The sequence below is a fragment of the Saccharopolyspora hattusasensis genome (assembly GCF_050972075.1).
Taxonomy (GTDB): domain Bacteria; phylum Actinomycetota; class Actinomycetes; order Mycobacteriales; family Pseudonocardiaceae; genus Saccharopolyspora; species Saccharopolyspora hattusasensis.
Genome location: NZ_JBPCDC010000001.1, coordinates 3,506,520 through 3,528,178 on the forward strand (window position 1 = coordinate 3,506,520; position 21,659 = coordinate 3,528,178).

The window sequence follows — 21,659 nt, forward strand, 5'->3', positions numbered from 1 at the left end:
TCGCGGTCGGCTCGCGCGTGCCGCGGACACGCTCATGACGCCTCCGCGTCGACGACGGTGCGCGTGACCCGCGGCCGGTACATGCCGGTGACGATCTCGTAGTGGATCGTGCCGATCTCGTCGGCCCACTCCGCGGCCGTCGGCTCGCCCCGGTCGCCCGGCCCGAACAGCAGCACCTCGTCGCCTTCCCGGACCTCGTCGTCGCCGCAGTCCACGACCAGCTGGTCCATGCACACCCGGCCGACCACCGGGCGCCGCTTCCCGGCCAGCCACACGGAAATCCGGCCCGACAGAGTGCGCGGCACGCCGTCGGCATAGCCGACCGGCACCAACGCGAGGTTCGTCGGCCGCTCGGCCGTCCAGCTCTGCCCGTAGGAGACGGCTTCGCCCGCCGCGATGCGCTTGGTCAGCGCCACCGAGGAGCGGAACGTCATAGCCGGGCGCAGGTCATGATCGCCGTGCTGCGGGACGGGATCCAGGCCGTAGACGGCGATGCCCGGCCGGACCAGCTCGAAGTGCAGGTCGGGGCGGGTCAGCACGGCGGCCGAGTTCGCCAGGTGCCGGATCGGGTTGAGCCCAGCCTCCCGCGCCTGCTCGTAGGCCCGCTGGAAGCGTTCGGCCTGCCGGTCGATGGAGGGGTGGTCGAGCTCGTCGGCGCACGCCAGGTGCGACCACACCGCCATGACCTCGACGTGCCCGTCGGCCTCTGCCTTCGCCGCGGCTTCCACCAGCGCGGGCCAAAGCTCGGCCGGGCAGCCGTTGCGGCACAGCCCGGTGTCGATCTTGAGGTGCACGCGCGCGACCCGGCCCTGGTGCTCGGCCGCGGCGGCGATCCGGCCCAGGCTGGTCTGCGAGGAGGCGGAGAGCTCGATGTCCGCGGCGACCGCCGGGGCGAAGTCGTCGTCCTCGACGTAGAGCCAGCACAACACCGGGGCGGTGATGCCGGCGGCGCGCAACTGCAGGGCCTCGCCGATCGATGCGACGCCGATCCGGTCCGCGCCCGATTCGAGCGCGGCGGCGGCGACCGTCACCGCGCCGTGACCGTAGCCGTCGGACTTCACGATGGCCATCGTGCGGGCGCCCGAACTGCGGGCGCGCGCCGACATCACCTTCACGTTGTGGCGGATCGCGCCGACGTCGATGCGCAGGTCGGCGCGGTACGCGGGCTGGTCACTCATGGCAGGCACATGGTCGCACACCACGCCACCAGTCCTCCCGAGGTATCGGACCGCGGTATCGGACCGCGGTATCGGACCGCGGTATCGGACCGCGGTATCGGACCGCCCGGACTCGACGCCTCGTCGCTGACCGGCCACAGCACACCGTCGCGGGAAGCGGCCCACCACCCGGCTGAACGTGAACTTCCGGCGCAATCTCCCCCACGCCGCACGCCACCTCGGCTGGCCATGCCGGGTGTGCGATCCAGGCTGCGAACCTCGCATCAGCACGATTTTTCCGTAGCTCAAGGCCCGCGAGTGCGTTGAGCTACGGGGATGCGGAGATGCGGCTCAGAGCCTCACGGCAGCGCCGCTTCGCGAACCGCCCGGATCGCCGTCGGGACGGCCGCGAGCAGCGCAGAGGCTCCGACCGGAGCGCCGACCTCGGACGGGGTCCGGGTGGGTGCGCCGTGGGCGGCGAGGTCGGCAGCGCGGGCGTGGACGTGCGCGGCGTATCCGCAGGCCAGCCACGGTTCCACGCCGCTGGCGAGGAGCGCGCCGATCAGGCCGGTGAGCACGTCGCCGGACCCAGCAGTGGCGGGCCAGGCGTGCCGCGAGTCGTTGACGAGCACCCGGCCGTCCGGTGCGGCGACGACGGTGGTGTTGCCCTTGAGCAGCACCACCGCATCGAAGCGCTCGGCGACCTCCCGCGCCGCGGAGACCCGGTCCTCGCCCAGCTCCGCACCGGACAGCCGCGCGAACTCGCCCGCATGCGGCGTCAGCACCAGCGGCGCATCGGGGTCGCGCGCGTCCCACAACGTGTCGTCGTCGGCGAACAGCGTTATCGAGTCGGCGTCCGCGCACACCGGGAGTCCCGATTCCAGCACGTGCCGCAACACATCGCGGCCGCTGGCCCCGGTGCCGATCCCCGGTCCCACGGCCCACGCCTGCACGCGCCCGGCGTCGGTGACCGAACCGGTCGCCACGACCTCCGGCCAGCGCATCCGCACCACGTCCGCGGCGGGCCCCGCGTAGCGCACCATGCCCGCGGTCGCCTGCACCGCTGCGCCACTGGCCAGCGCCGCGGCACCCGGATAGGTCGCCGACCCGGCGGCGACACCGACCACGCCCTGGCTGTACTTGTCGTCGGCCGGCCCCGGGACCGGCCAGCCCGCGCCGATCTCCGCGGCTTGCAGCAGGTAGAGCTCGGGCTCGGGCAGCTCGTCGGCCACCCCGATGTCGATCACCTCGACGTCGCCGGAGTGCGCCGCACCGGCCCCCAGCACGTGGCAGGGCTTGCGCCCGCCGAAGGTCACCGTGACGTCCGCCAGCACCGCGGGGCCGTTGACCGCGCCGGTGACCGGATCGACGCCGCTGGGCAGGTCGACCGCGACGATCGGCACGTCCACCCGGCGCACCAACTCCGCCGCCGTAGGCCGCAGCGATCCCCGCGCGGACAGGCCGACGATCCCGTCGATCACCACATCGGCGCGCTCGACCGCGTCCGCCGCCTCGGCCCCGATCCCCGCGGTGTCCGGGCTCGACCCCTCGGCGGGCACCGCCCGGCCGCCGGCTCGGCGCAGCGCCGCGAGACCCGCAGCATGCGCCTTCTCCGGGGCGAGCAGCACGGCCGTGATGCCGACCCCGCGGCGCCGGAGGAACGCCCCGGCCCATAGCGCGTCGCCGCCGTTGTTCCCCGCGCCGACGAACAGCGTGACGTGGCGACCGGCGACGCCACCGGTGACTTCGGCGAGGACCCGCGCGGTGTGGACGGAGACGGCGTACGCGGCGCGGCGCATCACCGCCGGTTCCGGTGTCCGGGCGAAGAGCCGCTGCTCAGCGGCGCGGATCTGATCCGGGGTCCACACTCCGTGCATAGCGTCCTCCCTCGTTACCGATCGACGATGCCGCAACAGTCTGCTCGCTCGCCGCGGCGATCCACGCCATCCCATCCGGACATTTCGCGAACGAGGTCGTGAGCGCCAACTGCGCTTCAAGTATGAGTGAAGGGCACCTCCGCTGACCGGCGTCGAAGACACCGCGCCGCGCAGCACCTCCTTGCGGTGCGGGGTCGCGATCGGGCGACGGTTCTGCCGCAATTTCAATGGAAATCGGACCTTCGATTTCCATTGAAATTGCGTGCCGGGGAAGGTGCCCTTCGTATTTGTGACCATTTTGTTATGGCGTTTTCCGGTTTTTGCCTGGTCATGGCGTCAGGTGGCGCGTGCTGGTGGCTGGTGGTGGCCATATGTGTGTCCACGGGACACACGGCGTGGCCGCGTGGTGCCGGTGCCTGCCGTCTGGGGTCTGCTTGGCAGTCTGGCACGAGAGCGTTTGCGCTTCACCGTTGCTGGACGTAGACCGCGCTGGGCTGGTTAGACCGGGCGACAGTGAGCCGGGCGGCTACGTCGGCGTGTAGCAGGCTCAAGGCTTCGTCTGGGCTTGACCATTGCCAGGCGTCCAGTTCGGTCGCCTGCAAGCGAATCCGGCGTGACAAGGTGGCTGTGTCGTGGGTGTCCATGTCGAAGATGAACGAGAACCGGGCGTTACGGCCCGGTCGTCGCGGTGGGTTCCAGCCGAGCGCGTAGAGCGGACCGGGCGTGAGGTCTACGCCGAGTTCTTCGCGGAGTTCTCGGCGGCAAGCGTCGGCCGGAGTTTCGTTCTGTTCGATCAGTCCGCCCGGCAGGTGCCACCGGTGGTCACCGGTCGGGCGGACGATCAACCAGCGTCCGGCCGTGTCGAAGATCATCCCGCGTGCTGTGGCTGGGCGTGCGGGCGGTACACGCCTCATTTGCGGGTGGCGGTGATCAGGCGTCGCGCGCCTTGGCGCAACAGGTCCCCAGCGACCCACGCGCCCAAGCTGGCCGGGTCGTCGGTCGGTCCCCAGCCGTGCGTGCGGACCCATTGGGAGCCGTCCCGGTTGAACACCATCCCGAACAGGGATAGTTGCCCGTCGGCGGTGGTGTGCGCGTGTCCGGCAATGGGGCTGTTGCAGTGCCCGCGCAGCATGTGCAGCATGGTCCGCTCGGCCGTGATGTGCCGGGCCGTGTCCGGGTCGTTGATCTCGTCCAGCAGTCGCATGACCGGCTCGTCGGCCGTGCGGGCCTGAACGCCGATCACGGCCGAGCCCACGGCGGGCACCATTGCCGGGGTGTCCCCGTCGGCCCACGTGGTCGGCAACACTTCGGTGATCCGGTCATCCAGGTTGATCCGCTGCAATCCCGTACGTGCCAACAGGATTGCGTCGTAATCCCCGGCGTCCAGTTTCTTGATCCGGCTGTCAATGCCACCCCGGACCCGTTCGATGATCAGATCGGGGCGGTACAGGGCCAGCTGTGCGCGGCGGCGCACGGCGGACGTGCCGATTTTCGAGCCGGGCGGGAGGTCTGCCAGCTGGCGGCCGTCGCGGGAGATCACGACATCGTGCACGTCGCCGCGTTCCAGGTACGCGCCGAATTCGGTTCCCTTAGTGGTCGAGTTCGTAAGTCCTTCGGGGGTTGATCATGCTGCCAGTGCGGTGGAGGATTCTGTCTGATGATCGGCGGTGTGCCGATCGAGTCTGGCCAGCAGATCGTCCAGGTCGGAGGTGGTGAACTTCCACTGGAACGGCTGTGCTGTGGCGTTGTAGCGGTTTTCGAAGGCTCGAAGCCGATCCCGGATCTCGTCGAGGTCGGTGAAGTCGTTGGGTGAGACGACCTTGCGCTGGACGATCGAGAAGAAGATCTCGATCTGGTTCGTCCACGAGGCGTGCACGGGGGTGTGGACCATGACGGCGTTCGGAAAAGCCTTGGTCAGGCGGTCGATGGCCTTCTGCCCTCGGTGAGAGGAGCCGTTGTCGACGATCCAGAAGACACGCTTGGCACTGGCGTACGGCTCTTGGCTCATGACCTGGGCGACCAGGTTCATGAAGGGCACGATGCCGGTGGTGGGTTCGGTACGGCCGAACACCTTGGCCTGGTGGACGTCGTAGGCGGCCAGGTAGGCCAGGGCGCCACCGCGGTCGTATTCATGGTTGACGCGCATCGCCCTGGCCTGGCCGGGGGCCAGGGTGGGGTGGCAGCGGCAGCGGGCCTGGATGGAGGTCTTCTCGTCCGCTGAGATCACGTACTCGTCCTCGCCCAGCGGGACCTCGCCCCAGGTGCGGGCGTACAGGTCCATGATGCGGCCGGCCTTGGCGCGGAAGTCCGGGTCACGGATGAAGATCCACGACCGGTACTGCCAGGGCTTGAGCGCGTCGTCGGCCAGCCAGCGACGCACGGTGGAGACGGAAACCGATCCGGCGATGGCCCGGGCGACTACCTCGCGGGCCAGTTCCGGACATGACCAGCGCGATAACGGCGTGCCGGTTTCGGCGGGCAGTTGGCAGGCCAGGGCTTTGGTCTCGGCGACTTGCAACGCGGTAAACGACGGCGGGCGGCCGGTGCGTTTGCGGTCGGACAGCCCAGGCAAGCCGTGTTCGGCGAACCGGCTCCGCCAGGTCCGGACCGTGTCGAGATGCAGCCCCGTCTCGCGGGCAATGCGCGCATTGCAGCGTCCGCGCGCCGCATGCCGGATGATCTGCGCGCGCAGCCGCAGCCGGTACTCGGTCTTGTGGCCCTGGGCCATCTTCTTCAGCCGCTTGCCCTCGGCGGCGGTCAGGCTTATCGGACGGGCCAGGGCAACGGGCATCAGATGGGGGCCAATCGAGAAGAAGTGGATCATGACAGCCCGTATCCTGCCGTGTCCCGGCCCTGCTGCCCATCGGGCAGGATGGCTGTCATGCCCACACCCCCGGAGTCCACCAGGCTCTCGCTCGAACAGCGTCTTGGCGAGCACGCCCGCACTGCCTGGCCGCAGATCAGGCGGCTGCACGTCCGCCACCGCGGAGCCTTCGCCTACGTGGAAGCGGAGCTGGCAGACGGCGAACAGGTCAAGCTGATGCGTCTGCGCTACGGCGGAACCGCCAGCAGGTGGGGCTTCGCCCTCTACTACGCCAGCAGCGACCGCTACGAGGACTCCCTCCTGCCCACCGGCGGCATCACCGGCACCCCCGAAAACGCCCTCGACTGCGCCTGCCAGCTCCACCTCGCCGCACCTGACATCTGACCGGCCGACACGCACAACACCGGACCTGAAGTCAACCCCCGAAGGAATTCTGAAACGGACCACTTAGGCAACGGCACATCACCGGGAACGTCTTTCATAGAGTGCACGGCGATATCGATTCTGCCGGAGATCAACGACCGATCGATTTCCTTGGTGAAGTTTCCTTTACCGCCCAATTGGGAAAGGTCACCGGTCCACAAATCGGCGGACGTCTGGATCTCCACGATTTCAACGGGCATTCTGGGGATAGCGTGTCCTATCCGGGTAATGACGCGCCGCGTCTGTGCTTGGGCCAGCGCGGTGGTACGGGTGCCGATACGTAGCGGGCTGCCGGAGAATCGCTCGGCCAGTTCATCGGCCAGGGTATCCGTTGCCGTGGTCATGACGGGTGTGCTCCCCTCGGTTACGGGATCGGGCTTATCGTCTCGCAGGCGAGGCAGGCTGCCTCACAGGGGCAGCGACAAGGGGCGGTGGTCTGTGCCGGGCAGCCAAAGCCCGGACGGCGCGCGCCGGACGAGCCGGGGCGCGCCTGGCTCGTCCGGTTTCGGCAGCTCCAAGAGGGCCGTGATCGCGGACAGGGTGTCGCCTTCGTGACTCCACACCACGCCGTCCGCACTGCACCGGGAATCCATGACCGCACGTGCTGCAATGGCTTCGGTTTCACCGGTGATCTGTATCCGGTCGTAGAATTCGCCCCACGCGTAGGACCCGACGATCACGGCTACATTGCCACGATCGTCTTTCACGTGCTGAAACCGGAAGCCTCGCGTGATCAAGACTCGCAGTCCGTCATCAATACTGTTCATTGGTGATCCTTACGCGTTTGTGGAACCAATGGCACATAGCGGCGGGGAACCAACGGCAGGACAATGATTTCCGTCTTGTCCCGATGAACAGGGATAGGGATTTCGTCTGTCGGGAATCGCTCGGCGGCGTGCCGACCGGTATTCGGACGCTCGGTATCCCAGCCGCGCATGGCATGCCGCCCGTCACGATCGCCGCTGGTTTCCTTCGCTATTCGGTGCATCAAGTCGGCCACGGTCAGCCGGTCCGGCACGTCTGCCCTGCCTCGGGTACGCGCGAGGCGCGCGACAAACACCAGGCCAAGCGCGCCGGCCATGCCGAGTAGTACGACTGCGGTCAGCATCACGGCCACCTGCCGTCGCATCGGGCCCGTGTCCGGCGTGGGTGGCTGTTTCGCAAGCGCATCACGTACCGCCTTCCGTGCCGTGGGCTGGAAAGCGGGACCGGTGACCGGTAGGGGACAGTCACCGGTCCCGCTGGTCTCAAGCCTCGGATGCCGAGCGGTAATCAGGAACAGAGATCAAGTCGCCGGTCCAGTCGTCGGACGGCTGGACGGATTTACCGGAGATCAGCCCGGAGGATTGGACGGAGGGTTGGCCGTAGGGATCACAATTCGCCCAGTTAAGCGCTACCCTGCGAACAAACATGATCACAGAGAGGTAGCTTGTCTCCTGTGCCGAACCACCGACTTACGGCCGCACGCGGTGCCCTCGGGCTGACGCAGGAGGGGTTGGCCGAGCTCGCTAACGCGCAGGTAGAGCGCGACACAGGTAAGCCCGGCGCGATGGATGCGGACTACATCAGCAAGCTAGAGCGCGGGGTCCACACCTGGCCCGGCAAGCACTACCGACGCGCGCTGTGCGCGGTGCTGGGCGCGCCTATCGATGCTGAACTTGGTTTCTACTCGACACGCAGCAAGGCGGCTACCGTCGTTGTCGATCGAACCGAGGGAGCGCAAGGGAGTGACGACGTGAAGCGGCAAGCGTTCCTACGTGCACTGGCCGCCACTGCGGCGGGCATGGCGGTTGGTGACCCGGTAGCCGAAGCGGTCGGCCGCGCGGCTGCGGGTGATGTCCCGTCACGGGTCGGCGCGACCGAGGTCGAACAAGTCAACCACGCAATCAATCTCTTCGGCGATTGGCAGGACTTGTACGGCGGGGGTGCATGTAAGGACGCTATCGCCGGACAAGTGAAATGGGCGACTCAACTACTTGGCGCTGACGCAACCGGCGGGGTGAAAGACCAACTTTATCGCGCAGTCGGATTCCTGGTGGACGTCGCAGGCTGGGGAGCTTTCGACGCCGGATACCACGATACGGCGCGTCAGTATTTCCAAGTGGCGTTGCACTGCGCCGAACAGGTAAATGACTGGGGCTTGCGGGCTAACGTCCTTTCGGACATGGCACGCCAAGCCATCTACGTCGGCCGTCCTGACGATGGGTTGAGTCTCATCGAGCTAGCCCAAGTTCGACAGGACCGGCAGACACCAACCGTGCGCGCAATGCTGTCCACTGTGCACGCTCGCACCCTGGCGAAGGTCAACCGGGGTGAAGAGTGCTACGGGGCTGTGTTGGCCGCCGAAGAACACTTCGCCAGTAAGAATTCGGACGAAGACCCGCCGTGGATCACCTACTTCGACGCGGCGGAATTGGCGGGCGACGCCGGGCATGCACTAATGGATGTTGCACTCGCCGGAAACCATATTGATGACACGCGCGAACGTCTCAGCAAATCAGTTTCGGCGTATTCGGCCACGCAAGCACGGGCACGCGCATTCTCTCTAGGCAAACTGGCGATCCTTGAACTAACAGTAGGCGACGCGAACCGAGGTATCGCCTATGGCGAACAGGCCCTCAGCGCAGAAGCACCGCTCAAATCCCGTCGCGCCAAGAGCGATCTTGTGGAAGTCCGTAGAGCGTTGACGAAGCAAGCGAAATTGCCGGGTGCGACTGACCTGCGATCCCGTATTACAGAGTCGCTCAAAGCTACATGAAAACGAAGTTCGATACCCCGGCGTGGTGCCGGGTGCTATGACGTATCGATCGAGCGATTGCCGGGGTAGGGGTGGAGGTCCCACCCCTACCCCGGCCTATGTGCGGGTTACGCGGCGTTGCGCCACCGGTCGTCAAGCTCGGTGATGAGCGCGGCGCTGGTCAACGGCCGGCAGGTCGTGGAAGTGCTGATCGAGCCATGCCAGGGCGGCGGCGTGCGGCCGGTAGGTCAGCCGGGCGCCGCGCTGGCCGAGCACGCGGTCAAAAGCCACGCCGCGTGCGTGTGCCGCAGGTCGTGAATCCGGGGGCTCTTCGCCAGGCCCGCCTTCTGGGCGGCCTTGCGCGTCGTGTCCCAAGCGGCGTTCACCCATGATTGTGACCACCAACCGATAGGTGAGCGTCTGCGGGGCACCCGTCGCGCCGGCCGCCGTACCGCCAACGAAGGCGGTAGGCGGTCGTACCATTAGCGCGCTTACGGGTATCGATCGAAGCCATGCGAGCCACTCCCAAGGGCCAAAGTGTGCCCGTGATGTGTCCACGGAACGCGGTTGACCACATCAGTGCAGCTCACAGGCTTGATCGGCGGAACGTGCCCTTCACTCGGAGGTGGTGGTCACTCGACGGTGACAGACTTCGCGAGGTTCCGGGGTTTGTCGACGTCGTAGCCGCGGGCCCTGGCGATCTCCGCCGCCAGCACCTGCAACGGCACCGTCGACACCAGCGGCTGCAGCAGGGTCGGCACCGCCGGGATCGTGATCAGCTCGTCGGCGAACGGACGGACCTCGTCGTCGCCCTCCTCCGCGATCACGATGGTCCGGGCGCCGCGCGCCTGGATCTCGCGGATGTTGGACACCAACTTGGAGTGCAGCAGCGCCCGCCCCTTCGGGGAGGGCATGACCACGACGACCGGCAGACCTTCCTCGATCAGCGCGATCGGCCCGTGCTTGAGCTCACCCGCGGCGAAGCCCTCGGCGTGCATGTAGGCGAGCTCCTTGAGCTTGAGCGCGCCCTCCAGCGCCACCGGGTATCCGACGTGCCGCCCCAGGAACAGCACCGCCTTGGCGTCGGCGAGCTCCTGGCCCAGCTGCCGCACCTGGTCCACTGTGGACAACGTGCTGCGCACCGCTTCGGGCATCGCGGACAGCTCCGCGAACTCCCTCGCCACCTCGTCGGAGTACTTCGTGCCGCGCGCCTGCGCCAAGGCCAGCCCGACTAGGTAGTTCGCCGCGACCTGGGCCAGGAACGTCTTCGTCGCCGCGACCCCGATCTCCGGACCGGCGTGGGTGTAGAGCACCGCGTCCGACTCGCGCGGGATCTGCGCGCCGTTGGTGTTGCAGATCGCCAGCACCCGCGCCCGCTGGGTACGCGCGTGCCGCACCGCCTCCAGGGTGTCGGCGGTCTCACCGGACTGGGAGATCGCCACCACCAGCGTGTCCCGACCGAGCACCGGGTCGCGGTAGCGGAACTCGCTGGCCAGCTCGACCTCGACCGGCACCCGGCACCAGTGCTCGATGGCGTACTTGGCGAGCAGCCCGGAGTGGTAGGCGGTGCCGCAGGCGACCACGAAGACCTTGTCGATGTCGCGCAGGTCCTGCTCGGTGAGCCGCAACTCGTCGAGGATGATGCCGCCGCCGGCGAAGTGGCCGCGCAGCGTGTTCTCCAGCGCCTCGGGCTGCTCCTCGATCTCCTTGAGCATGAAGTAGTCGTGACCGCCCTTCTCGGCGGCCGACAGGTCCCAGTCGACGCTGAACGGCTTGGCCTCGACGTCCTCGGTGAAGAAGTCGGTCACCCGGTAGCCGTCGCGGGTGATGGTCACCACCTGGTCCTGGCCGAGCTCCACCGCATCGCGGGTGTGCTCGATGAACGCGGCGACGTCCGAGGCCAGGAAGTGCTCGCCCTCGCCTACCCCGACGACCAGCGGGGACGACCGGCGAGCGGCCACGATCTTGCCGGGCTCGGCGGCGTGCGTGACGACCAGCGTGAAGGCGCCCTCCAGGCGTCGGGCGACCGCGCACACGCTGGCGGTCAGGTCGCCGGCGGTCGGCCCGTCGGCGTAGGCGGCGGCGACCAGATGCGCCGTCGTCTCGGTGTCGGTGTCGCTGGCCATCTCGATGCCCGCGGCTTCCAGTTCGGCGCGCAGCACGGCGAAGTTCTCGATGATGCCGTTGTGCACCACCGCGACCTGCCCGCTGGCGTCGCGGTGCGGGTGGGCGTTGCGGTCGGTCGGCGCCCCGTGGGTCGCCCACCTGGTGTGTCCCATGCCGCTGTGACCTGCGAACTTGCCGCCATCGACCTCGGCGAGGCGCTTCTCCAGGTTCGATAGCGCGCCGGCGGCGCGCTCCACCGCGAGGCCGCCCTCACCGTCGAGCAGGGCGACTCCCGCCGAGTCGTAACCCCGGTACTCCAGTCGCCGGAGTCCGCCGAGGACGACTTCGAGCGCCTGACGATGTCCTACGTAACCAACGATGCCGCACACTCGGCCCAGAGTAGCTACTCCACATGGTCTGAACCTGTTCGAGTCAGCCGGTTCGGGAACCCCCTCCCGTGGCGGCTACCGCACGTGCACGAGCAGGTCCGCTACCGTTGCTGACCATGGCGCGCACTGCCAAGAAGGCCCCTTCCGCGAAGAACGCGTTCGAAGAGCTGTCCCGCCGCGGACCGCACGACGTGCTGCACGGTGATCTGGCCCTCGTCGGGCTGCCCGGCATCGTCTGCACCCCCCGCAGTGGCCTCGGGCTGCCGGCGGTCGCGTTCGGGCACGGCTGGCTGCAGCCGCCCCGCCGCTACCTCGGCCTGCTCCGGCACCTCGCCTCGTGGGGCATCGTGGTCGCCGCGCCCGGCACCCAGCGCGGCGTGTTCGCGTCGCACCGGCTGTACGCCGCCGACCTGCGGACCGCGCTGGACGTCTGCGTCGGCGTCCGGCTCGGCGAGGGCGGGATCAGCGTCGACGAGAAGCGGCTCGGGGTGGCCGGGCACGCCATGGGCGGCGGCTGCGCGGTGCTCGCGGCGGCCGAAGACCAGCGGATCCGCTCGGTCGCGACGCTGGCCGCCGCCGAGACCATGCCGTCGGCGTTCGAGACGGCGAGCCGCGTCGAGGTGCCGGGCCTGCACATCGCCGCCGGCCGGGACCTGCTGACCCCGCCAGTGGCCAACGCCGAGCCGATCGCCCGTGCCTGGGGCGGTCCGGTGCAGCTGCGGACGGTGAAGAAGGCCAGCCACCTCGGCTTCACCGAGGGCCGGCACTGGACGCAGCTGGTGCTGCACGGCAAGCCCGAGTACGCGACGCAGCGCGTCACCAAGGCCCTGCTCACCGCTTTCTTGCTCCGCACGCTAGTCGGCGATCGGCGCGGTGAAGCGCTGCTGAGCGCCGACATCGGCGGCAGTCACATCGACAACGAGCACAGCCGCGGCGACCTCACCGCGGCGTGACTCACAGCTGTGCCGTCCTGGCCCTTCGTCGGCGCCCCGACGTCTGTCGCACCTTTTAGCAACCGCAGGCGGAAAACCAACCGCAGGCGGAAAACCAAGCGGAGCGCGGAAATCTCCGCGCCCCGCCGTGGATGTCACCTCAGCCAGCTCTGGTTCTCGTAGTCGTCGTCATCGTCGAACGCCACCCGCCGGCGCGGTACCGGCTTGGGGGCCGCCGGTGGCGGCGGTGGCGCCGGTGGCGGCGTGGGCCGGGCGGCCTGCTGCGGTCGTTCTTCCTCGTCGTCGGCTCCGAGGCTGATCTCGTTGCTGTCCTCGTTCCGCTTGCCGGCCCAGTCGTTGCGGGGCTTGTCCTCCGGAGGCTGGGCGTTGGCGGCCTTCTCGACGAGCTCCTGCTTGCGCTCGTCCGCCGCCGCCTTGATCTCCTCGTTCTTCTTCGCCGACGCGGCCTCCGCGGCGCGGACCGCGTCCATGCTGTCCTCGACGCCGTAGCGGTGCCGCGCGACCAAGGTCGCGATCTCGTCCGCGACCTTCTGGTTGATCAGAACCACCGCGCTCACCTCTCCCGGTCCTCGCCCAGCACCGACCGGAACCGCATGTTCGACGAATCGACGCCGTCATCGAAGAGCTGGCCCTGGGTTCGCCACGGACTGCTGTTGCTGCGCTCCTGCTCGCCACCCTGCTGACCGCCGTGGCCGCCGCCCATCGCGCCCATGCCGCCCATCATCGCGCCGCCCATCGCGGAGCTCTGGTTGGCGGACTGGCCGGCGTGAGCTCCCTGCGCCGAACCACTGCTCTGGTCGCCACCCAGCGACGACAGGCCGGTGGCGCCCTGCGGACTGCCGCCCGCGGAGTCTCCAAGGGAGGCCAGGCCGGTCGATCCGTGCTGGTCGGAACCGCCGGGCACGCCCGGCTGGTCCGGGCCGCCGAACAGCTGACCGGAGGCGCTGCCGAACGAGTTCTGCACCCCGTCGCTCATGCTGCTGAAGACGCTCATGCCCGCGGACTGCGGAGCGGTGGAGGCAGGCGTGCCCGCCGCCGCCGGCTCGGTGCCCGCAGGAACTTCGCCGCTGGTGTCGTAGGAAGGCATGGTCGAGCCCACGCCGTAGGCGGGCGAACCGAAGCCGGGTTCCGCCGCGGGCATCGTGCCCACCCCGCTGCCGTAGTCCGGCGCGGCGAAGCCGGGGTCCGGGGCTGGCATGGTGCCCACGTCGGGCACGGCGAAGCCGGGGTCCGGGGCTGGCATCGGCGCCACGGGGTCCGGCGCAGGCATCGTGCCCACGTCGGACGCGGCGAAGCCCGGGGCGGGCGCGGGCATCGTGGTGGCGTCCGACGGTCGGGGGACCTCGCCGGGCTGAGCTTCGGCGGGCATGGTCGTGATGCGGTCCGCCCCGTCGATCGGCTCCGCCTGGTCGCTGCCGAAGTCGATGGTCTGGTTCAGCGGCGGCTGCCCGCCACCGTTGTCCACGCTGACCTTGACCTGGCCGTCCGGCGTGCGCTCCAGCGTGATGGTGCGGTCGCCCTCGCGGATCACGGCCTTGCCGTCCTCGCCCGCCTGCACCGGGATCGGACCTTGGCCACCGGGCGGCCCGCCGACGCCGCCGGGCGCCTGCCCCGGCGCGGGCATCGTCTGGATGCCCTCCGCCCCGGGCGCACCGGCGCCACCAGCCGGGCCGAAGTCGACCTCGTAGGTCTTCGGCTTGCCGTCCGGGCCGATCAGCTCGACCTGCGTCTTGCCGTCCGGGCCAGGCTTCTGGACGGTGACCGCATCGTCGCCCTCGCCGAGGGTCACCTTCTCCTGTTCGCCCTGCTCACCGAGGCCGCCACCCGCTCCGGGGGCTTCCGGCATCTCCGGCATCTCGGGCGTCTTCGGCATCTCCGTCTCACCGCCGCCACCGCCACCGCCGCCGGTACCGGAACCACCGCCGCCGGTACCGGAACCTCCGCCACCGGTGTTGTTGCCGCCGCCGCCGGTGTTGTTGCCGCCGCCCTGGTCGTCACCCCCGCCGCCCTTGCCGTCTTCGAGGCCCTTGAACGGGTCATCGCTGACCTTGGCGGCCTGCAGCATCTGGTCGTACGCGGCCTGGACGGCGTCCTGGGTGGCCTTGCTCTGGTCCTTGAAGCTCTGGTACTTCTGCTCCATCTCGGGCTTGAAAGACTCGTCGAGCCACTTCTTGGCGTCGTCGATCAGGCCCTGGCGGATCTGGTCGCAGGCGTCCTTGGCCCCGAAGAACTGACCGATCAGCCCGCCGATGGGGCCGCCGAGGATCAGACCGATCGCCTGGTCCTTGATGATCGACCAGGCACCCGAGAAGATGTCATCGATCCCGATGTCCTTGAGGTCTTCGAGGTTGATGTCGCCGCGCGCCTTGCGGATCTCGTCCTTGGTGTCGTCCGGATCCTTGCCGGCGCACTTGATCTCCTTGCCCAGCTCCAGCACGAACTTGGCGTATTCCCGCACGGTCTGCTGGATGCCGTCGGCGGCCGGGGTGATGGCGCCGGCCATGTTCTCGGTCTCGTTGGTGACCGTCGTGCCCGCCATGCTGTAGCTGCCGACCTTGGATTCGGCGGCGTCCGCTGCCGAACCCTTCCAGGTCTGCTTGGCGCCCCGGAACGCCTGGCCCATCGAGTCGTTCTGGTCCAGCAGCGCCTTCTGCACGCCGCCCAACCGCTCGGCGTCGGCCCGGAACGCGCCGAAGTCGATCTCGCGGAGCTGGTCGTACTCCTGGACGACCTCGCCCTTGAAGTCCGGCCCCTTGCCTGCCCAATCCTGGTACAGCGGCAGGAACTTCTCGAAGAAGTCCAGCCCCATCTTGCCGTCGTCGAGGAGTTCGTCGGAGGTGTTGACGGCGCCGCCGCCCTCCAACTTCCCCTTTGCGTCCTCGAACTTGCCCTTGCGCTCCTCGGCGGCCTTGGCCTTCTCCTGCAGCGCCGAGAAACCGCCGTCGGTGAGGGACTCGAAGAGCTTGCCGCCGATCGGGTTGACGACGGACATCGCGGTGTCGGCGATGCTGCCCGCGTTGTCGACCAACCAGCTGCCCGCGTCGGAGGCCGTCTCGCCGAGCCACTCGCCGGCGTCCTGGGCGGCCCCGCCGATCGCGCCACCGATTTCCGAGCCGATCTTCGCGCCCGCCGCGGCACCGGCCGGCCCGAGCACCAGACCGGTGACCCCGCCCTGGATCCCGCCGACGACCGAACCGACGTCCTCGCCGAAGCTGCTTTCCTCTTCCTGTTTCTTCTCGTCCGCCATCAGGCCTGAACCTTCCCGACCTCTTGGGCACCGGATTCGTCGCGGGCCTGGTATTCCTTCGCGGATTCGGAGAAGCTCTCGGAGAGCTTCGATCCATGCTCGGCGAACGACTCGATGTTCTTCCCCAGCTTGTCCAGCGCGTCCTTGTAGGCCTTGCCCGCCTCGTGGAACTTCTTCCCGAACTTCTCAGCGGTCAATTTCGTATCGGTGGCCGCCTTGGCTTGCTCCTTGATCGCCCCAGAACCGTCGGAAAACGCATTGGCCGCCTTCCCGACATCACTTCCCGAAGTCTGCGCCCCGCTCATCGCGCCCCCTTCACCCGACCTGTCGCGCACGTCTCAGCGGGTGTGACGGCGCGGATGATTCGCTGGTTCCTAATCTTGGCAGGTTCCCCAGGGCTGAACGGCCAATCCACCGAGGTGCTTGCATCCGCGAAGGGAGAAGTCGATCACTGGGGCGGCTGCGGATCCTGCAACGGCTGGCCGTAGCCCTGCTGCGGCGGAAAGTGCTGCGGCGGGTACTGCTGCTGCGGCGGAAACTGCTGGGGCGGGTACTGCTGATGAGGCGGCTGCGGGGCGAAGCCCGGTGGCGGGAACTGCGCGGGCCGCTGGGCGTTGTTGCCGTTCTTGCCGATCAGAAGCGCGGTCAACGCACCGGCCCCGCCGCCGAAGAGCACGCTGAGCACCAGCGTGATCACCAGATACAACGTTTCCCGTTCACGAAACGTGTCAAAACGTTCCGTGAGCAGATGACTTGCGCCACCTGCGTTGACCATCAGGAAGACTGGTGGCCTTCACGCTTCCTCGACCACTGCCAGCACGAACGCTGGTCTGACACGGTCTCCACGTGCGTTTGGCCTTGCGGCCGGTTCCCACGCAACTCGCGGTACCTAACGTGTTTCACCTGCCGCCGCAGGAAAACCGCTGACCGGGCTTGGCTTTCGCTCGGTCAGCAAGCAACACACTACACCACGCTCTGTCACACATTGACACAGGATCCGGAACTGTCAGTAACCCCTGCTAGTCCGCTGCAAGTCCTGAACGGATCTGTTCGTAGTCGTCACTGCTGGTAGGGGCCCTGCGGCGGCAGCGAGAAGCCCTGCTGCGGCGGCGGGAACTGCTGCAACGGCGGCTGCGCCGGAGCCTTGTTCTTCGCGATCATCGCGACGAGCGCGCCACCACCGGCACCGGCGAGTGCGCTCACGACGATCACGATCAGGATTTTGAAGATCACCGGACCTCCAATCGTTCGACCAGGAACCGAACTTATCGGAGGGCACCGCGTCGGAGGCAGCGGATGGCCAGAATCGTTCAACGCCGCCGGAGCAGCACCAGCACGGGCACAACGAGGCAGATGGCCGCCGCGAGGCCCAGCAGCGGAACGGCGAACCCCAGATCGATGCAGAGCACGGCAGCGCATAATGCCGGATCACGGGCTCAGCCGATGATCAGTAAAGGCCGCCGCCCTCGAAGATCAGGTGCAGGCCCCAGCCCTGCGCCAGCACGACGGCGAGCACGAACGCGCCCAGGACCATGAGCACCAAGGGCACCACGAGAACGATCAGCAGGTCACCGAACACTCGTCCGCGCATGGCGCACGCTCAGCTTCGACCTCGACGGTTGACGAACCAGGACCTGCTCTCGTGCGCGGCGTTGACGGCTTTCATGCCGGCCAGCGCGAGCGCGGAGAAGATCACGATAGCGACGACGAGCCCGACAGCGACGAGCCCCACGACCATGGCGACAACGATGGCACCCATGTGAGCAGGGTCTCACAGATCGCGTCAAAATGAGAGATCAAAATCACAAGATCACCGGATTGCGGCAACGATTTCCGCCAAACGCTCGGCCACGGCCTGCGCGGTCTCCTCGCTCGGCGCCTCGACCATCACGCGTACCAGCTGCTCGGTGCCGGACGGGCGCAGCAGGATCCGGCCGGTGTCGCCGAGCTCCCCCTCGGCCGCCGCCACCGCGGACACCACCTCGGCCGCCGCGACCGCCGCGGCCTTGTCCGCCACGCGCACGTTGATCAGCACCTGCGGCAACCGCCGCATGACCTTGGCCAACGACGCCAGCGGCGTGCCGGTGGCCGACATCCGGCCCATCAGCCGCAGCGCGGTGAGCAGGCCGTCGCCGGTGGTCGCGTGGCCGGGCAGCACGACGTGGCCGGACTGCTCGCCGCCGAGCGCGAAACCGCCCGCCCGCAGCTCCTCCAGCACGTACCGGTCGCCGACGGCGGTGGTGCGCAGCTCGACACCCTGCTCGCGCATCGCCAGGTGCAGGCCGAGGTTGCTCATCACGGTCGCGACCAGCGTGTTATCCGTGAGCTCGCCGGACTCATGCATGGCCACCGCGAGGATCGCCATGATCTGGTCGCCGTCCACCGCGGCCCCGCTGGCGTCCACCGCGAGGCAGCGGTCGGCGTCGCCGTCGTGCGCGATGCCCAGGTCCGCGCCGTGTTCGAGCACCGCTGCCTGCAGCACGTCGAGGTGGGTCGAGCCGACGCCGTCGTTGATGTTGATGCCGTCCGGCTCGGCGTTGATCGCGATCACCTCGGCGCCCGCCCGGCGGTAGGCCTCCGGGGCGGCGACCGAGGCCGCGCCGTTGGCGCAGTCCACCACGACCTTCAGCCCGTCGAGCGACTGCGGAGCCGCGGTCAGCAGGTGATCGACGTAACGCCGCACCGCGTCGGGGACGTCGCGGACGCGGCCGACGTGGGCCGCGGTGGGCCGGTCGACCTGCTCGGTAAGGCGAGCCTCGATCTCGTCCTCGACTGCGTCCGGGAGCTTGTGCCCGCCGGCCCCGAAGAGCTTGACCCCGTTGTCCGGCATCGGGTTGTGCGAGGCGGAGATCATCACTCCGAGGTGCGCACCCAGCTCCGCGACCAGGTGCGCCACCGCCGGGGTGGGCAGCACGCCGACCCGCAGCACGTGGGCACCGGCCGAGGTCAGGCCCGCCGTGACCGCGGCCTCCAGCATCTCGCCGCTGGCCCGTGGATCGCGGCCGACCAACGCCACCCGGCGCTGCGAATCGTCCCGGTCGTAGAGCACCCGCGCGGCCGCTGCGGCCACCGACATCACCAGCTCCGGCGTCAGATCCGCGTTGGCCAACCCGCGCACCCCGTCGGTGCCGAACAACCGAGCCATCAGCAGCACGTCCTCCTCGTGTGACGCGGAAAACTCCGCGGGGCGCGAGACCGGACGCGCCACGTCGGGTTCTTGTCTTTGCAGCAGCGAAGCCGTTTATCCCACGCGGGCGTGGCGACCGCCCGCGGGCGTGGCGATTTTGACACCACCGCGGAGCGAGTCGGTAGAAGGCCTCCGGCGCATACGACTGCGGGAGCAGTCTCGTCCGCAGTGGACTGATGACTGCTCCCGCAGATCGGATGAAATTCGCGTCAGCGCTTGCTGTACTGCGGCGCCTTGCGGGCCTTCTTGAGGCCGTACTTCTTGCGCTCCTTCTCCCGCGCGTCACGGGTGAGCATGCCGGCCTTCTTCAGCGCCGGGCGGTCTTCGGCCTCGTAGGCCACCAGCGCCCGGGCGATCGCCATGCGCAGCGCACCGGCCTGGCCGGACGGGCCGCCACCGTGCAGGGTGGCCAGCACGTCGAAGCTCTCCACGCGCTCGACGGTGACCAGCGGCTCCTTGATCAGCTGCTGGTGCACCTTGTTCGGGAAGTACTGCTCGAGGCTCTTGCCGTTGAGCTTGAAGCCACCGTTGCCCGGCACCAGCCGGACCCGGACGACGGCTTCCTTGCGGCGACCCACGGTCTGCACCGGACGGCCGGTCGGCACCGGGATCGGAGCCGGGGCAACCGCCTCAGCGGTCTCCTCGGACGCGACCTCGGCGGTCTCGTCGACCTCGACAGTCTCCTCGGACGCGACCTCGGCGGTCTCCTCCGGGGTCACGTTCTCTTCCTGCTGAAGTTCGTCAGTCACTTCTCGACCTTCGCGTTGATCTCGAACGGCTGCGGGTTCTGGGCCTGGTGCGGGTGCTCCGGGCCGGCGTAGACCTTGAGCTTCTTGCCCATGGCGCGGCCGAGCTTGTTCTTCGGCAGCATGCCCTTGATCGCCTTTTCGAGCAGCCGCTCGGGGTGCTTCTCGAGCACCTCTCCGAAGGACTGCTTGCGCAGACCACCGGGGTAGCCGCTGTGCCGGTACTGGAACGCCTGGGTGCGCTTGTTACCGGTGAGGGCCACCTTCTCGGCATTGACGACGACGACGAAGTCGCCGGTGTCCATATGCGGCGCGTAGGTCGGCTTGTGCTTGCCGCGCAGCAGCGTCGCGGCCTGAGTTGCCAACCGGCCGAGCACCACATCCTCGGCGTCGATCACATGCCAGGCGCGGGTCACCTCGCCGGGCTTCGGGCTGTACGTGCGCACGGATCTACCTCGTCGTCGTTCGCGTCGGAATCGTCAGTGCGGAGCCCGTCTCGATCACGCCGGCGGTTCCCGCGGGAATTCTCCCGGGAACCGGCACGTCCGCCAGAACCGCCGCCTGGACCGCGATCCGTGAGAGACCCGATCCACTGGCGCGAACTGCAGCCGCGCACCGCACAACAAAGAATGAGGGTACTTGGTGGCTTCTGGCCCGGTCAAAACGGGTCCTCGGTACTTGCTTGGAGGTTTCTGACCTGGCAGATCGCCGGAAACAGGATAGCGAATGCCGGGGGCGGTACCCGCGCGACCCCGGACAGCGTTGCGGCCCCGGCGCTCGCCGGGGCCGCAGATCGCTCTTCAGCGGGTGGGATCAGCCACCGAAGCGACCGGCGTTCTTCTTCTCACCGGCCTGGAAGGACTCGTTGGCGGCGGCAACGGCCATGCCCATCTTCGCGGCGGTCTCCTGCATGCGAGCCGCTTCCTCATCCCAGGACTTCTGGGCGTCCTGGTACGCGGCCACGGCCTCGCCCTCCCAGGTGGAGACGAGTTTCTGGACCTTGCCCTCCAGCTCGTCCAGCTCACTCTGGATCTTCTGGGCCGCAGCCTGCAGGTCGTCCGAGGCCTGCTGCAGCTCGGCGAAGTTGACTGCAATCTCGCTCATTGCTTATCCCCTCAAATACCTATAGCCAAGAATTCGGAACGTGCGACAGTTCGGAGTGCGGCTCAGCCGTCGAGCATCGCCGAGATCTTGGAGATCTCCTGGGCCTGGTCCTCCTGGTCCTGGGCGTAGGCCGCACCGGAGCTCTGCACGTTCTGGCCCAGCTCGTCGAGCTTCTGCAGAATCTTCTTGCCGCTATCCTCGTAGGAGCCCATCAGCTTGCGGAACACGTCCGCGGCCGCGCCCTTCCAGTTCGCGACCGGCCCCTCCAGCTGGCCGCTCAGCTGCTGGAGCGCCTGCTCGACGGCGTTGCGAGCCTCGTCGATGTCCTGCGACGCCTTCTCGATCGCCTCGACATCTGCACCAATTCCAGCCATCTCTGGATGACCCCCTTCAAACTCGTCATCAAGTTCGGATGAACCTGCGACGCAGACATTGCCATGTTCGGTTCCACGTTGTCCTGGATTTCTGCGCAACCCGTTGCTGATGTAAACGCCGGGAACGGAACCCGCAGGTCATCGCATGATTTGCGCTTGCGAAAAGTCGAGATCGCTGCCGTCGGAAGGCGTTTGCTCTTGCGATTTCCCGGCCGCCGACTCGTTAGCGGCGGTGTCCGGGCGCACATTCGACTCGATTGCCGAGTACTCGGGAACTTCCAGACCCACCCGGGTGCGGTAGTCGATCGCCACCGCCCGCTGCACGGATTCGGCGGCGCTGCTGCCCGTCGCCGCGTTCTTCGCGAGTTCCGTTGTGTGCCTTTGGAAAACCTCGGCGCGGTGGTGCGCCTCGTCGCGGGCCCGCCGACTGCGGCCCACCGCGTCGGCGAGTTCGGCGCGGAATCTGCGGACGGAATCCGCTGGATCTGCCATGGCAATGTCTCCCTGTCCGACGGCCGCGCGAAATCCATTCCGC

Annotated in this window: 25 protein-coding genes and 1 pseudogene; 4 read left to right on the plus strand and 22 right to left on the minus strand. The window is 68.3% G+C overall.

Going from position 1 to position 21,659, the window contains the following annotated elements:
• Positions 1 to 32: 32 nt before the first annotated feature.
• The 5 genes and pseudogenes from alr to ACRXBZ_RS16170 all read right to left on the minus strand — a co-directional run bounded on the left by alr (position 33) and on the right by ACRXBZ_RS16170 (position 5,858).
• Complete coding sequence (gene alr / locus ACRXBZ_RS16150; RefSeq protein WP_433879824.1) at positions 33 to 1,178, minus strand: alanine racemase; 1,146 nt, start codon at positions 1,176 to 1,178, stop codon at positions 33 to 35.
• 338 nt (positions 1,179 to 1,516) lie between these two features.
• Positions 1,517 to 3,034 (minus strand): NAD(P)H-hydrate dehydratase, encoded by a 1,518-nt coding sequence (locus ACRXBZ_RS16155; protein ID WP_433879825.1) that lies wholly within the window; start codon positions 3,032 to 3,034, stop codon positions 1,517 to 1,519.
• Between the two features lie 464 nt (positions 3,035 to 3,498).
• Complete coding sequence (locus ACRXBZ_RS16160) at positions 3,499 to 4,062, minus strand: NUDIX domain-containing protein (RefSeq protein ID WP_433879826.1); 564 nt, start codon at positions 4,060 to 4,062, stop codon at positions 3,499 to 3,501.
• Positions 3,945 to 4,622 (minus strand): annotated as a pseudogene (hemC, locus tag ACRXBZ_RS16165) (hydroxymethylbilane synthase); the annotation flags it as partial. The pseudogene hemC and the gene ACRXBZ_RS16160, both read right to left, overlap by 118 nt.
• A 36-nt stretch (positions 4,623 to 4,658) precedes the next feature.
• On the minus strand, positions 4,659 to 5,858 hold the full coding sequence (locus ACRXBZ_RS16170; protein WP_433879703.1) for an IS630 family transposase: 1,200 nt from the start codon (positions 5,856 to 5,858) through the stop codon (positions 4,659 to 4,661).
• A gap of 57 nt (positions 5,859 to 5,915) precedes the next feature.
• Between ACRXBZ_RS16170 and ACRXBZ_RS16175 the strand changes: the two genes are divergently transcribed.
• Complete coding sequence (locus ACRXBZ_RS16175; protein ID WP_433879296.1) at positions 5,916 to 6,242, plus strand: hypothetical protein; 327 nt, start codon at positions 5,916 to 5,918, stop codon at positions 6,240 to 6,242.
• Here ACRXBZ_RS16175 and ACRXBZ_RS16180 read toward each other — a convergent pair.
• The 3 genes from ACRXBZ_RS16180 to ACRXBZ_RS16190 form a co-directional block, all read right to left on the minus strand.
• Positions 6,143 to 6,625, minus strand: coding sequence for a hypothetical protein (locus ACRXBZ_RS16180; RefSeq protein ID WP_433879827.1), 483 nt, complete (start codon positions 6,623 to 6,625; stop codon positions 6,143 to 6,145). The genes ACRXBZ_RS16175 and ACRXBZ_RS16180 overlap by 100 nt on opposite strands.
• 63 nt (positions 6,626 to 6,688) lie before the next feature.
• Positions 6,689 to 7,048 carry a hypothetical protein gene (locus tag ACRXBZ_RS16185; protein WP_433879828.1) on the minus strand — a complete coding sequence of 120 codons (360 nt, stop codon included), beginning with the start codon at positions 7,046 to 7,048 and terminating at the stop codon, positions 6,689 to 6,691.
• Positions 7,045 to 7,389 carry a hypothetical protein gene (locus ACRXBZ_RS16190; protein WP_433879829.1) on the minus strand — a complete coding sequence of 115 codons (345 nt, stop codon included), beginning with the start codon at positions 7,387 to 7,389 and terminating at the stop codon, positions 7,045 to 7,047. Before ACRXBZ_RS16190 ends, ACRXBZ_RS16185 begins: the two co-directional genes overlap by 4 nt.
• A 330-nt stretch (positions 7,390 to 7,719) precedes the next feature.
• Here ACRXBZ_RS16190 and ACRXBZ_RS16195 point away from each other — a divergent pair, with 330 nt between their 5' ends.
• Together ACRXBZ_RS16195 and ACRXBZ_RS16200 are read left to right on the plus strand one after the other, a co-directional pair.
• Positions 7,720 to 9,039 carry a helix-turn-helix domain-containing protein gene (locus ACRXBZ_RS16195; protein WP_433883895.1) on the plus strand — a complete coding sequence of 440 codons (1,320 nt, stop codon included), beginning with the start codon at positions 7,720 to 7,722 and terminating at the stop codon, positions 9,037 to 9,039.
• Between the two features lie 144 nt (positions 9,040 to 9,183).
• Positions 9,184 to 9,336, plus strand: coding sequence for a hypothetical protein (locus ACRXBZ_RS16200; protein ID WP_433879830.1), 153 nt, complete (start codon positions 9,184 to 9,186; stop codon positions 9,334 to 9,336).
• Between the two features lie 314 nt (positions 9,337 to 9,650).
• Here the strand turns inward: ACRXBZ_RS16200 and glmS are convergent, their stop codons facing one another.
• Entirely contained in the window at positions 9,651 to 11,513 is a 1,863-nt protein-coding gene (gene glmS, locus ACRXBZ_RS16205; protein ID WP_433879831.1) for a glutamine--fructose-6-phosphate transaminase (isomerizing), read from the minus strand.
• 116 nt (positions 11,514 to 11,629) lie between these two features.
• Here glmS and ACRXBZ_RS16210 point away from each other — a divergent pair, with 116 nt between their 5' ends.
• Positions 11,630 to 12,466, plus strand: a complete 837-nt coding sequence (locus ACRXBZ_RS16210) for a dienelactone hydrolase family protein (RefSeq protein WP_433879832.1) — start codon at positions 11,630 to 11,632, stop codon at positions 12,464 to 12,466.
• A 134-nt stretch (positions 12,467 to 12,600) separates the two neighbouring features.
• Here ACRXBZ_RS16210 and ACRXBZ_RS16215 read toward each other — a convergent pair whose 3' ends face one another.
• The 13 genes from ACRXBZ_RS16215 to ACRXBZ_RS16275 form a co-directional block, all read right to left on the minus strand.
• Positions 12,601 to 13,023, minus strand: a complete 423-nt coding sequence (locus tag ACRXBZ_RS16215; RefSeq protein ID WP_433879833.1) for a hypothetical protein — start codon at positions 13,021 to 13,023, stop codon at positions 12,601 to 12,603.
• Entirely contained in the window at positions 13,020 to 15,713 is a 2,694-nt protein-coding gene (locus ACRXBZ_RS16220) for a WXG100 family type VII secretion target (RefSeq protein ID WP_433879834.1), read from the minus strand. Before ACRXBZ_RS16220 ends, ACRXBZ_RS16215 begins: the two co-directional genes overlap by 4 nt.
• Complete coding sequence (locus ACRXBZ_RS16225; RefSeq protein WP_168585471.1) at positions 15,713 to 16,018, minus strand: type VII secretion target; 306 nt, start codon at positions 16,016 to 16,018, stop codon at positions 15,713 to 15,715. The genes ACRXBZ_RS16220 and ACRXBZ_RS16225 overlap by 1 nt, the downstream gene beginning before the upstream one ends.
• Positions 16,019 to 16,161: 143 nt before the next feature.
• A complete protein-coding gene (locus ACRXBZ_RS16230) occupies positions 16,162 to 16,410 on the minus strand; it encodes a hypothetical protein (protein WP_433879835.1) in 249 nt (82 codons plus the stop codon).
• A gap of 362 nt (positions 16,411 to 16,772) precedes the next feature.
• Entirely contained in the window at positions 16,773 to 16,946 is a 174-nt protein-coding gene (locus tag ACRXBZ_RS16235) for a hypothetical protein (protein WP_433879836.1), read from the minus strand.
• Positions 16,947 to 17,160: 214 nt separating this feature from the next.
• The gene (locus ACRXBZ_RS16240) at positions 17,161 to 17,304 is read right to left on the minus strand and encodes a hypothetical protein (protein ID WP_168585474.1); all 144 of its coding nucleotides are present in this window, start codon (positions 17,302 to 17,304) and stop codon (positions 17,161 to 17,163) included.
• A gap of 9 nt (positions 17,305 to 17,313) precedes the next feature.
• The gene (locus ACRXBZ_RS16245) at positions 17,314 to 17,472 is read right to left on the minus strand and encodes a hypothetical protein (protein WP_168585475.1); all 159 of its coding nucleotides are present in this window, start codon (positions 17,470 to 17,472) and stop codon (positions 17,314 to 17,316) included.
• A 51-nt stretch (positions 17,473 to 17,523) separates the two neighbouring features.
• Positions 17,524 to 18,858 (minus strand): phosphoglucosamine mutase, encoded by a 1,335-nt coding sequence (gene glmM, locus ACRXBZ_RS16250; RefSeq protein WP_433883896.1) that lies wholly within the window; start codon positions 18,856 to 18,858, stop codon positions 17,524 to 17,526.
• Between the two features lie 251 nt (positions 18,859 to 19,109).
• Entirely contained in the window at positions 19,110 to 19,619 is a 510-nt protein-coding gene (gene rpsI / locus ACRXBZ_RS16255; RefSeq protein WP_433883897.1) for a 30S ribosomal protein S9, read from the minus strand.
• 26 nt (positions 19,620 to 19,645) lie between these two features.
• Complete coding sequence (gene rplM / locus ACRXBZ_RS16260) at positions 19,646 to 20,092, minus strand: 50S ribosomal protein L13 (protein ID WP_010316190.1); 447 nt, start codon at positions 20,090 to 20,092, stop codon at positions 19,646 to 19,648.
• Between the two features lie 367 nt (positions 20,093 to 20,459).
• Positions 20,460 to 20,750 (minus strand): WXG100 family type VII secretion target, encoded by a 291-nt coding sequence (locus ACRXBZ_RS16265; RefSeq protein WP_433879837.1) that lies wholly within the window; start codon positions 20,748 to 20,750, stop codon positions 20,460 to 20,462.
• A gap of 62 nt (positions 20,751 to 20,812) precedes the next feature.
• A complete protein-coding gene (locus ACRXBZ_RS16270; protein WP_433879838.1) occupies positions 20,813 to 21,124 on the minus strand; it encodes a WXG100 family type VII secretion target in 312 nt (103 codons plus the stop codon).
• Positions 21,125 to 21,262: 138 nt separating this feature from the next.
• Positions 21,263 to 21,616: a hypothetical protein gene (locus ACRXBZ_RS16275; RefSeq protein WP_168585478.1), complete on the minus strand. Its 354-nt coding sequence runs from the start codon at positions 21,614 to 21,616 to the stop codon at positions 21,263 to 21,265.
• Between the last annotated feature and the right edge of the window lie 43 nt (positions 21,617 to 21,659).

Excerpts from the sequence above, each read along its gene's own strand:
- ACRXBZ_RS16175 (WP_433879296.1), top strand. The coding sequence starts at position 5,916 with ATGCCCACACCCCCGGAGTCCACCAGGCTCTCGCTCGAACAGCGTCTT.
- ACRXBZ_RS16185 (WP_433879828.1), bottom strand. The coding sequence starts at position 7,048 with ATGAACAGTATTGATGACGGACTGCGAGTCTTGATCACGCGAGGCTTC.
- ACRXBZ_RS16170 (WP_433879703.1), bottom strand. The coding sequence starts at position 5,858 with ATGATCCACTTCTTCTCGATTGGCCCCCATCTGATGCCCGTTGCCCTG.
- ACRXBZ_RS16160 (WP_433879826.1), bottom strand. The coding sequence starts at position 4,062 with ATGGGTCCGCACGCACGGCTGGGGACCGACCGACGACCCGGCCAGCTT.
- ACRXBZ_RS16220 (WP_433879834.1), bottom strand. The coding sequence starts at position 15,713 with ATGGCGGACGAGAAGAAACAGGAAGAGGAAAGCAGCTTCGGCGAGGAC.
- ACRXBZ_RS16155 (WP_433879825.1), bottom strand. The coding sequence starts at position 3,034 with ATGCACGGAGTGTGGACCCCGGATCAGATCCGCGCCGCTGAGCAGCGG.
- ACRXBZ_RS16265 (WP_433879837.1), bottom strand. The coding sequence starts at position 20,750 with ATGAGCGAGATTGCAGTCAACTTCGCCGAGCTGCAGCAGGCCTCGGAC.
- ACRXBZ_RS16210 (WP_433879832.1), top strand. The coding sequence starts at position 11,630 with ATGGCGCGCACTGCCAAGAAGGCCCCTTCCGCGAAGAACGCGTTCGAA.
- ACRXBZ_RS16240 (WP_168585474.1), bottom strand. The coding sequence starts at position 17,304 with ATGCGCGGACGAGTGTTCGGTGACCTGCTGATCGTTCTCGTGGTGCCC.
- ACRXBZ_RS16180 (WP_433879827.1), bottom strand. The coding sequence starts at position 6,625 with ATGACCACGGCAACGGATACCCTGGCCGATGAACTGGCCGAGCGATTC.
- ACRXBZ_RS16270 (WP_433879838.1), bottom strand. The coding sequence starts at position 21,124 with ATGGCTGGAATTGGTGCAGATGTCGAGGCGATCGAGAAGGCGTCGCAG.
- ACRXBZ_RS16190 (WP_433879829.1), bottom strand. The coding sequence starts at position 7,389 with ATGCTGACCGCAGTCGTACTACTCGGCATGGCCGGCGCGCTTGGCCTG.
- ACRXBZ_RS16200 (WP_433879830.1), top strand. The coding sequence starts at position 9,184 with ATGAGCGCGGCGCTGGTCAACGGCCGGCAGGTCGTGGAAGTGCTGATC.
- glmM (WP_433883896.1), bottom strand. The coding sequence starts at position 18,858 with ATGGCTCGGTTGTTCGGCACCGACGGGGTGCGCGGGTTGGCCAACGCG.
- ACRXBZ_RS16225 (WP_168585471.1), bottom strand. The coding sequence starts at position 16,018 with ATGAGCGGGGCGCAGACTTCGGGAAGTGATGTCGGGAAGGCGGCCAAT.
- ACRXBZ_RS16275 (WP_168585478.1), bottom strand. The coding sequence starts at position 21,616 with ATGGCAGATCCAGCGGATTCCGTCCGCAGATTCCGCGCCGAACTCGCC.
- ACRXBZ_RS16245 (WP_168585475.1), bottom strand. The coding sequence starts at position 17,472 with ATGGGTGCCATCGTTGTCGCCATGGTCGTGGGGCTCGTCGCTGTCGGG.
- alr (WP_433879824.1), bottom strand. The coding sequence starts at position 1,178 with ATGAGTGACCAGCCCGCGTACCGCGCCGACCTGCGCATCGACGTCGGC.